The sequence below is a fragment of the Halostella salina genome (assembly GCF_003675855.1).
Lineage (GTDB): Archaea > Halobacteriota > Halobacteria > Halobacteriales > Natronoarchaeaceae > Halostella > Halostella salina.
Genome location: NZ_RCIH01000014.1, coordinates 1 through 9069, shown reverse-complemented (window position 1 = coordinate 9069; position 9069 = coordinate 1). Strand labels below are relative to the sequence as shown.

Sequence of the window (9069 nt, the reverse complement as noted above, 5' to 3'; positions counted from 1 at the left end):
TACCACGCCGCCACTGCATCCACTGGAGCGCGAACAGCTTCGATCCGAATCAACCCTAGTCGTGACTGTACAGTCGTCGCGCGAGTTTCACGACGACGTTACCGAGGGCATTGAGACACTCAAACGGGGTGATGCGGTAGATTCTACGCCGACGCTCTCGTTCACGAGTTACGACGACCTCATGGGGACGCTGACCCCGCGCGTTCTCGATCTCATCGAGGCCGTTCGTCGGGAAGAGCCAGCCAGTATCAACGAGACTGCACGAGTTGTTGACCGAGATGTAAAGAACGTCCACGAGGAACTCAGCCGGCTCGCCCAGCTCGGTATCATCTTCTTCGAGGAAGACGGTCAGAGCAAGCGTCCGGTCGTCTGGTTCGACGAACTCGTGATCAATCTCCCGTTCGATCCGGAGGCTGGCGACACCGCTGCTGCGTCGCCGTGAGAGCTGACGAAGCTACTTCCCATCATAGACCTGAATAGCCGTTTCGAGTCGTTCAGGTTTATTACCTCTGCCGGCGGTGGCTCTAGTTCGAATTCACCCGCTTACTTCTGTTGACGCTTGAGGAACTTGAGAAGCGTCTCGATATCCTTAGCATTGGCCGATGATTGGCCGAACATACTCTTGAATCGGTGATCAAGCCCACCCTCCTCAATGAACCCCTGTGCCTCACTAAGCTGTTGACGAAGGGCCTCAGCATCGCCGCGATGCAGATGCGTTTCGACCACTTTGAGGTCGATTGACGGAATTGCGGCAAGGACGTCTGCGAGGTCAGTTTTCCGGCCACTATGGAGCTTGGCGGCAACGAGCACTTCCCCGGCAGCTGCTCGTGCCGTTGTCGACCGAGTCCCGCCTGAGATCGTCGTCTGGGAACTATGCGTGCGCAGATAGTCGAACGACCACTCTGCTTCGGTCTGTCGGCAGCCGAGGCCGTTCACGAGGATGTCTACGCCGACCGGATGGGGAAGCCCTTCAGTACGCTCGAAGAGTTCGATTTCCCGATTGTAGATAGTCTCTTCTGGGGGCACTTCGAGATCGGCCTGCCGTTCAAAGCCACGGGCTTCGAGAAAGGCAACGACTTCGTCGTAGTCGTCCGGAGCGATGACGAGGTCGAGATCCGTTGAGAATCGTGTCTCGAACTGACTGATCGCATAGCCTCCGACGAGGACGAACTCGATATCTGACTGCTCTAGCTCTTCGAGCACTTCGATGAGTGCCTTGCTTCGGTCTTCTTGGCTCATTTTATGCTGGTTCCATCCGGTAGGCTGCGTCAGTGTCGACGTCGTCGTACATGCGTTCGAGCATGTCGAGTGCGGACTCGAAGGTCGCATAGTACTCGTTTGCGAACGTCACGGTTTCTTGAAGGGGAATGACGGGTCGCCCGTCGACCATTTCGGCATCGATCTGTGACCGTGGCTCTAGGACGACTTGGATTGGGCCATCGCAATCTTCAGTGGGCTGGCGCTCTTCTGCAGTGGGGATCCCGAACCGATCGAAGAACTCCGTCCAGGCGTCAAGGTCGGACTCGTGAACAGCAATGAACAGCGGATAGTCTTCCGGGTTTCGAGCGACCTGATAGCCACCGCGGGTCCAGACATAGACCGCGTCGATGGCGGTGTAAGCATACTCCATCCCTGCGAACTGTGGGAGGACGTACGCCTCTGAAATTGCCGGTGATGAGATGTCTGCTGACGCAGTCAGGAACTCGAGACCAGTGTCTCGGATGGTCTGGTCGATGAGTTGGAGGCCATCATTGTATGCGACGTATCCCGCTTCTTCGAGACGGTTCACCACACGACGGATCGTCTCTCGGTTCTCGTCGATCTTCCGCGCGACGCCCGAGATGGTATCTCCTGGATCAAGCGCGAGAATAACCTTGAGTTCCTTCTCGCCACATGCCTCGTACATCCTATAGTTGCACAATTCTGTGCAACAAGCAAAAGAATTACTCTTCATGTGGGTTTCTTGGTTGGATTTGACTCGTCTCCGCTGCGAGTTCGTGGCTGTACTCCTAGAGCAAATCACAGAGATACAAGGAGGAAGCCCACGGCTTTAGCTGTGGGAGGAATCCGCCAGGCCTCGAATCACCCCACGAGCGATGGCAGGTCGACTCCCCCACGCCAGTCATACGTTTTATAAAGAGACCCCCTGAAATATAACATACGGATGGAGGACGTGATTCGCACCGTCAAAGTCAAACTCGACGTACCCGACAAGCGGTGCGACGACCTTCACCAGACTAAAGACCAGTTCCTCCACTGTGCGAACACCACGACAGCGTGGGCATGGAACTATCCGGAGGACTACTGCGTAACTTCAAAACAGAAAGCCGAGAACGCCCTCTACGAGCGACTCCGCGACGAGACGGAGTTAACAGCAAATCTCGTCCAGAAGGGAATTCGGCGCGCTATCGAAGCCACGAAAAGCGGTGTCGCACGACTCAAGAAAGGCGACAACACCAGCCAACCGCACTTCGATGCGTGGAGCGTCGTCTACGACAAGCGTTCAGCAACGTTCTACCGCGACCACGTTTCCCTTTCCACGGTAAACGGTCGCGTCGAGTGTGACTACGTGATTCCGGAGAACCCTGAGGGAACACCAATTGGTGAGTACCTGCTGAACGAGGACTACGAGTTCCGCATGTCCACGTTACAGTACGACCGTCACTCTGAAGCGTTCTATCTCCACGCACGGATGCGCCGAACTACGGACGAGCAAGAGTCGTCCACGACGTCTCCTAACTCCAAGCACAGAACAGTCCTTGGTGTCGATTTGAACGTGGACGGCTCGCTCGCCGTGACTTCGACAGGCGCGTTCATCGGGAACGCTGACGAGATGAATCATCGCCGCCGAGAGTTTGAGAAGACTCGCGGGTCGATGCAACAAGCGGGCACGCGCTCGGCGCACCTGTCGATTCAGTCGATGAACGACCGCGAACACCGCTGGATGCAAGACGAACTGCATCGTGCCTCGAACCAGATTCTCGACGAAGCCCGTAACCACGAGTGTACACATATCGCGTTCGAGAATCTGACCGGGATTCGCAAACGGATGGCTGGTGCGAAGCGATTCCACGCATGGGCATTCCGACGCCTGTACCAGTACACCGAGTACAAGGCCGAGATGTTCGATATCGAAGTGGAACAGGTGAACCCGGCGTACACGTCTCAGCGGTGTTCATCGTGTGGGTTCACTCACGAGAACAATCGACGGTCGAAACACCAGTTCGTGTGTCAGAAGTGTGAGTACAAGCTGAACGCGGATTATAACGCGAGCAAGAACGTCGCTCGCAAACTCCTGAAGAAACTCCACTCGGGGCAGAAGTCTTTGAGTGGAGGCGCACTCTGTCAGTGTGCGCTGACGTCAGGGACGCTGAACCTGAACGGCGACTTCCACGCCTCCGTCGATTCGACGGCAGAAGGGGAGTCCACTGACAAGCCCACGACTTCAGTCGTGGGTCACTGACTCTCGTTCTGTCTCTACCATCTCAGCCTCGTAGTCACTCGCTCGCACTCGAAGCGGAAACCAGCCTTTTTCGTCGATGCCCAACAGGGCCTCTGAGTATCCATCTTCCTCGTTCCCGGCTTTCGCGCTGCGAACCCACTCCACTTCGCGCTCGCTCAGTCCAAACCACTCTGCGAGCTTCTCTGCATCCTCCCGGACGCGGTGAACGACCGTCATCGAACAGAGATTCGCGATGGTCCGCGCGTCGGGCGTCAGTGAGAACTCGCCGCCCGTCTGGGTGATGAAGTGCAACGAGAGATCGTAGTGCCTGCTGTGTCGAACCGCCATCTCTAGGAACTCTAGCGAGGTCGAATTACCCAGTAGGTAGTGTGCCTCGTCGACCACGAAGATGACCTTCTTGTCGGTCCCCTTGGCGCGCTCGTACACCGCGTTGAAGATCACCTGCATCATGAGGCTCGTCTCCGTCCGGCCGCGGACGCCCTCCTCCTGATGCAAGTCGAGATAGAGCACTTTCGAATCAAGATCCAGCTCCGTCGGCGCGGCCAGATTCGACAGGTCACCGCCCTTCCGGAACGACGGCCGAAGGTCAGTCAGTAACGACCGCGCATCGTCCCGAACACGCTCGCGTTCGCCCTCGGTGACGTACCCGAACTCTCCGGGCGACCCAAGCAGGTCTTCCAACACCGAAATCACGGTTCGGACGGTCGGCGACTCGTTCGCGTGCGTCTCGGGGTCCCGCGTAATCCCCTGGCGTTCGTAGGCGACCTGTACGGCCCGTCTGAGCGTCTGCTTGCGCCCCGCAAGGGGATTGTCCGCGACGTTGGCGAAGAACGTCTCGAAGAAGGAGACGGCCCATGTGATCTGCTCTGCCCACGGGTCCAGATCAGGCACGCTCGCCAGCACCGACTCGGGCGTCGGCTGGAGTTCAAGCGGATTGAATCCACGCGTCCCGCCGACCGTGACGCGCTCGCCGCCGAGCGTCTCGTTCACGCCCGCAAACCCCTCAAGCGGGTCAAGCATGATGATGTGCGTCTCCGGGTCGTACATCGCGCGGCGGACGAGCTGGAGTTTCGTCGAGAACGACTTGCCTGCTCCGAGTTGTCCGATGACCATCGTGCAATACCCCGTGTCGCGGTTGAACCGATCGAGGATGAGCGGGCTCTCGTTCAGGGCGTAGGTACCGTACTCGATGCCTGGTTCGGCGAACGTTCCGGCGACAAACGGGAACATCGCGCCGACCGCGCCGGCGAGCATGGGCACGGTCGTCTCCATCGATTCCCTGAGGCGGTCCACGGCGACGGGTGCGTTCGACGAGAGCGTCGCCAGCTGGTTCCACCGGGGTAACACCGGCGTCAAATTCGCGGGGGAGCGCCGTGCGGTGTTCGCGACCGCAGTCGCGTCAACCTCGTCCTCCGTATCCCCGCGGACGGTGAGAAACATCGACGTGTCGAAGGCCGTCATCTGGGTGTTTCGCAACACGTCGTAGAGTTCCTGGTAATCCGCCAGATCCTTGCGCACCCCGCGAGCGCCCGCCCGGCGCTTCTCCGCCAGGTACTCCTCGTCGGCTTCCAGGTCCTCGATCCGATTCTCCAAGGAATCGAGCGTGGCGTTCGTATCCCGCGGGGCGAGGTGGAGCGAGATGTCGGTGTGTCTCGTCTCCGCCGTGGCGTACAGCCCCTCGAATAACCCGTCGGCCGGGGAGTCGGGGAACTCGCTGACCCAGAAGGACTTCGTCCAGGTGTCGCCGGTCCGAACAGTCCCAGAGTGATGTTCGATGCTCGATGGCGCGATGACGGACTGGTGGACGTCCGCGATATCGCCGAGTGGCTGCTGGTCAGGCTCGTAGGCAACACGGGCGTTCGTGTCGGTGGGCTGGTCTTCGGCGTGCTGGTTCCCCTCATCCTCGTTCCCGGTCGGTTCCTCGGCCTCCGAATCACCTTCGTCGCGTTCGTCTGACCCGGCACGGCCTCCCCCGCGCCCGAGAAACGGCAGTTTGTCCCGGAGACTCATCGCGCTGCCTCCACAGTCGCGTCCGAAGATCCCTCCGTACGCTCCGTCCCCACGAGCGGGCGGGTCCGAAGGACCTGACGCAGATCCCCGTACGTCGAGCGCTCGCCGGTCCAGTACTCGCCGAGGAGTCGCACGGCCTCTGTCGTCTCGACGCGCGTCGCACTACAGCCGTCCATCTCGCGGATTCCACCTTCGAGTCGGCGACAGCGTTCTGAAAGCGCACGCAACATGGCGTCGTGCTGGGCTGCCCGCCTCGGTGCAAACCACGCTTGGACGAATATCCCGAGTACTGGGATCGCGGTGAGTCGCTGGCTCACGCTCTCGCGTTCGAACTGCACCTCGGCGGGCGTCACGGGGACGACGACGTAGTGGTCCCGGATCGTCATGCGGCGCTCTTCGAGGTCGGTCCGGTACCAGGCGATGTAGTTCTCGATGAGTCCTTTCAACTGGGGGTTGTCTTTCACGTCGGCATCCTCCAGTCGGGCCTCGTAGTGCGAGAGGTACTCCTCGACGGGAAACGGCTGGGTCGTCGAGTAGATCTGGATCGGGAACTCGACGACGGTGTTGAGCAGGTTCTGGAACGCGTCCGCCTGCGCCTGCCACTGCTCGTCGGTCGCGAGCGCCATCGTCGGTCCGTCGACCTGCACGAGTCCAACGAGCGCGCCGTCAGTTCGTTCGAGCGCGTTGTCGTCGGGATAGACACGCTCGATCGCGGTGTACTCCTTCGCCGCGTCGTGTGCGAACTCCCGGTCGCTTCGATGGAAGCCGACCACGGTCCCGATCCAGTCGAGACTGGTCGTGTAGGCAGGCGTCAGCGAGACGAAGACGCCGCCGACGGCGATCGCACAGAGCGCGAGCGGAAGGGCGATGGTCTGGACCGGGTACCCGCCGACCGCCAACGAGGGCGGCAACAGCACCTGCGTGACGAGGATAACCGCAACTCCGGGTGCCATGCCGACCGCAAGATCCGTCAGCGTGTATCTGCCGAACAGTTTCGTGCCTGTGCCGAGCGATTTCGGGATTCGTTTCGTTGGGTCGCTGTGGCTCATTGATTCTCTTCTCGTGTCGTCTCAGCAGGGTGATCGCCCCGTTCTGACGGTGCGCTACCGCTGCGTTCGTGGTCGTCCGCGCTGTTTGCGCGCTCCCCACCAGCCGACCCGCCGTCGCGGCGGTCCTGAATGGGGTTGACGCCGTCGGTTCGCCCGGGCAGTGCAGGCGGGCTTCCGTCTGACTGTGCTGGCTGGCTCTCGGCGACATCATCTCGGTTTCCGGCCGCTCCAGTCTGGCCATTCGAGCCGCCGAAGGTATCATTGAGACCGACTCGCGTGCTGTGAACCCGCGAACCCATCGCGTGGGCACGCGAACCGGTCGATCCGAGCGTCGTCTGGCCTGCTCCATCGACTGCCGGTTCGCCCCGTGCCCCCCGCGTGAAGTTCCGTCCGCCCTGGGCGACTCGCTGGCCGCCAGCGCTCGTCCGGCCGACGCGGTCTCTCGCCCGGCTCGTCGAGGTCCGATGCGACGCCCGGTCGGCGGCGAAAAACAGCGCGCCGGCTTGCCAGAACAGGACGATCGGCGCGGCGACGGCGACGATAGGAATCACGAGCGCCGAGAGCCACGCACCGAGGCCGCCCATCGTGAGGTCAAGGCCGCCGCCGAGGATCTCCCCGAGGCGAAAGAGGATCGCCACGGGGACCGTCATGAACAGGAAGGGAACGTAGAAGCCTGCCAGCCGGCGCATGAACCGCGAGACGAGCGCGAACGGGCCGACGCCGGGGATCCAGAGGACGATCAGGATCGGCATCAGCAGGACGAACATGTAGAGGACGACCTGACGCACGTAGTAGATGAGCGCCAGCAGGAGAAACAGCGTCAGGTCAACCGTCAGGGTGATCGCGAGTCCGAGCACCCCGAGCGCGCCGAACGACAGCGTCTGAAAGAGCGACACTTCCGAGAGGTCAGGGACGAGAAAGCCCGTGAGCGCGCTCACAAAGCGTAGCGAGATGGCGGCGAGCCACCACCACGCGAGCACGCCGAGCAGTCCCGAGAACGCGCGCCGTTTCAGCTTCGCGCGATGGTAGCCGCCGAAGAGGTGACTCGTCGTCTCAAGCAGAATGACGATCCCGATCGAAAGCGCCCACAGCATGAGCGAGAGCGGGACGATCGCCTCCCAGTAGTACTCGTACATGCCGGGCCAGACGCCGTTGCTCGGCTCGGCGAAGACGGCGTTTGGATGTGGCGTCCCGACGACCGTCCGAACGAGGTCGTCGACGTACGTCTCGATGAGCGACGTGATGGGGCTGAACAGCAGCGAGACGAACTCCGTGAGCGCGTCGACGATCGCGTCGGTGAGCGCCCCCATTCACACACCTCGCCACGGCGGCCAGATTCCCCAGCCGGTCGTGCGGTCCAGAATGTACACGGCGACGAGCACGGTCAGGACGGGCACGGCCATCCCGAACAGCGTGTCGAGGATGTCGATCACCGTCCCCCGGACGTAGGCCGTATCGGAATCGGAGACGTAACTCGGCGGGTTCTGCCACCAGCGTCCGGGTTCGTATCTCGCTGTCACACCGCCCCCCGGACGCTGGAGCGTCCGGACGGCGATACCGGATTCGTTCGTCTGCACGACCGTCCCGGCGAGGACGACCGCGCCGTAGCGCCGTGACGTGTCGATCGGCTCGCCGGTTGCTGCGTCCCTGAGCGTAACCCGTGCGGTGACGGTTTCATCGGTCACCTCGGTGAGTGTCACGGTGAGGTTGCTCTCTGTGATGGGGATTTCCGCGAAGGTGTCCGCCGAAACGTTCGTCGCAACGCCGCGAACGAGTCCGTCCGCCGTCACCGAAGAGCCGATCAGGTCCCGCCGTTCCGGATCGTCGATCTTCGTTCGGGTCGCGATCCCGTAGCTCGCAGTGTAGGGTTCTTGGACCGCATCGAGCGCAACGTGCTCGGGAAGCCCTGGTGGCGCGGTTTCCTCCCCGTAGGTTTCGAGCAGGGTGATGGTACTGTGCGAGGAGCTGGTCGGGCCGGTTTCGCTCGGATACGCAATGACCTGCAGCGGCTGGAGCGGCGAGCACGTTTCCTCGTTGCCGTCATCGGTCCGCCGGACAAGCGTGTCCCAACGCGGATCGCGAGCCGAGTAAAACCGCCACACGCCTTGCACCCGGCCGCCGGGCAGTGAGTAGCCTGCCCACGGCTCGTTCTTGTAGGCAACGAGTCCGAGGTCGCCGTTCGGGTAGCGAGCGCTGAACCCCGACACGCGAAGGCTGTACACGCGAACGTCGACTGTTGTCTCGACAGTGTGCGTCTCGGTCGGGTACGTAACCGTTGTCTCCCACTCGTCGCATTCCTGGTCGTCGGGAGTGTCGCTTGCATTCTCCGCTGTGGACTCGTTCGCCTCATCGGCCGTCTCGTTTGCTTGCACACAGACCGAGACGCGGTGTCGAAGTCGCACCTCGATATCCGTCTCGACGGCTCTGGTGAATCGCTGGACAGCGTCGGTTTCGACCGTCAGAACTAGTGGAATGAAGCGGGAAACCACCGATGGTTCATGTCGAAGATTTCCCGCTTCACAAGCAAAGCGGTTCAGTTAGCTAAAA

8 protein-coding genes are annotated in these 9069 nt (G+C 61.3%); 2 read left to right on the top strand and 6 right to left on the bottom strand.

Annotation, left to right across the window (positions count from 1 at the left end; translation table 11 throughout):
• Positions 1 to 442, top strand: a 442-nt coding sequence (locus D8896_RS18995) for an HVO_A0114 family putative DNA-binding protein (RefSeq protein ID WP_240452106.1), incomplete at its 5' end; no start/stop codon positions are given.
• A gap of 101 nt (positions 443 to 543) precedes the next feature.
• Here the strand turns inward: D8896_RS18995 and D8896_RS18990 are convergent.
• Both D8896_RS18990 and D8896_RS18985 read right to left on the bottom strand, forming a co-directional pair.
• A complete protein-coding gene (locus D8896_RS18990; RefSeq protein ID WP_121823682.1) occupies positions 544 to 1239 on the bottom strand; it encodes a nucleotidyltransferase family protein in 696 nt (231 codons plus the stop codon).
• Position 1240: 1 nt separating this feature from the next.
• A complete protein-coding gene (locus D8896_RS18985; protein WP_121823681.1) occupies positions 1241 to 1906 on the bottom strand; it encodes a helix-turn-helix domain-containing protein in 666 nt (221 codons plus the stop codon).
• Positions 1907 to 2164: 258 nt separating this feature from the next.
• Between D8896_RS18985 and D8896_RS18980 the strand changes: the two genes are divergently transcribed.
• Positions 2165 to 3463 carry an RNA-guided endonuclease InsQ/TnpB family protein gene (locus D8896_RS18980; RefSeq protein ID WP_121823680.1) on the top strand — a complete coding sequence of 433 codons (1299 nt, stop codon included), beginning with the start codon at positions 2165 to 2167 and terminating at the stop codon, positions 3461 to 3463.
• Here D8896_RS18980 and D8896_RS18975 read toward each other — a convergent pair.
• The 4 genes from D8896_RS18975 to D8896_RS18960 form a co-directional block, all read right to left on the bottom strand.
• Positions 3446 to 5473 (bottom strand): VirB4 family type IV secretion system protein, encoded by a 2028-nt coding sequence (locus D8896_RS18975; RefSeq protein WP_240452104.1) that lies wholly within the window; start codon positions 5471 to 5473, stop codon positions 3446 to 3448. The two genes, D8896_RS18980 and D8896_RS18975, sit on opposite strands and share 18 nt — an antisense overlap.
• Positions 5470 to 6426, bottom strand: coding sequence for a hypothetical protein (locus D8896_RS18970; protein WP_310732965.1), 957 nt, complete (start codon positions 6424 to 6426; stop codon positions 5470 to 5472). Before D8896_RS18970 ends, D8896_RS18975 begins: the two co-directional genes overlap by 4 nt.
• Before the next feature lie 92 nt (positions 6427 to 6518).
• Positions 6519 to 7832 (bottom strand): hypothetical protein, encoded by a 1314-nt coding sequence (locus D8896_RS18965; protein WP_121823678.1) that lies wholly within the window; start codon positions 7830 to 7832, stop codon positions 6519 to 6521.
• The gene (locus tag D8896_RS18960; RefSeq protein WP_162991665.1) at positions 7833 to 9011 is read right to left on the bottom strand and encodes a hypothetical protein; all 1179 of its coding nucleotides are present in this window, start codon (positions 9009 to 9011) and stop codon (positions 7833 to 7835) included.
• Between the last annotated feature and the right edge of the window lie 58 nt (positions 9012 to 9069).

What these genes read in the sequence shown, in the direction of transcription:
- D8896_RS18990 (WP_121823682.1), bottom strand. Translation starts at nt 1,239, where the DNA reads ATGAGCCAAGAAGACCGAAGCAAGGCACTCATCGAAGTGCTCGAAGAG.
- D8896_RS18985 (WP_121823681.1), bottom strand. Translation starts at nt 1,906, where the DNA reads ATGTACGAGGCATGTGGCGAGAAGGAACTCAAGGTTATTCTCGCGCTT.
- D8896_RS18980 (WP_121823680.1), top strand. Translation starts at nt 2,165, where the DNA reads ATGGAGGACGTGATTCGCACCGTCAAAGTCAAACTCGACGTACCCGAC.
- D8896_RS18975 (WP_240452104.1), bottom strand. Translation starts at nt 5,473, where the DNA reads ATGAGTCTCCGGGACAAACTGCCGTTTCTCGGGCGCGGGGGAGGCCGT.
- D8896_RS18970 (WP_310732965.1), bottom strand. Translation starts at nt 6,426, where the DNA reads ATGGCACCCGGAGTTGCGGTTATCCTCGTCACGCAGGTGCTGTTGCCG.
- D8896_RS18965 (WP_121823678.1), bottom strand. Translation starts at nt 7,832, where the DNA reads ATGGGGGCGCTCACCGACGCGATCGTCGACGCGCTCACGGAGTTCGTC.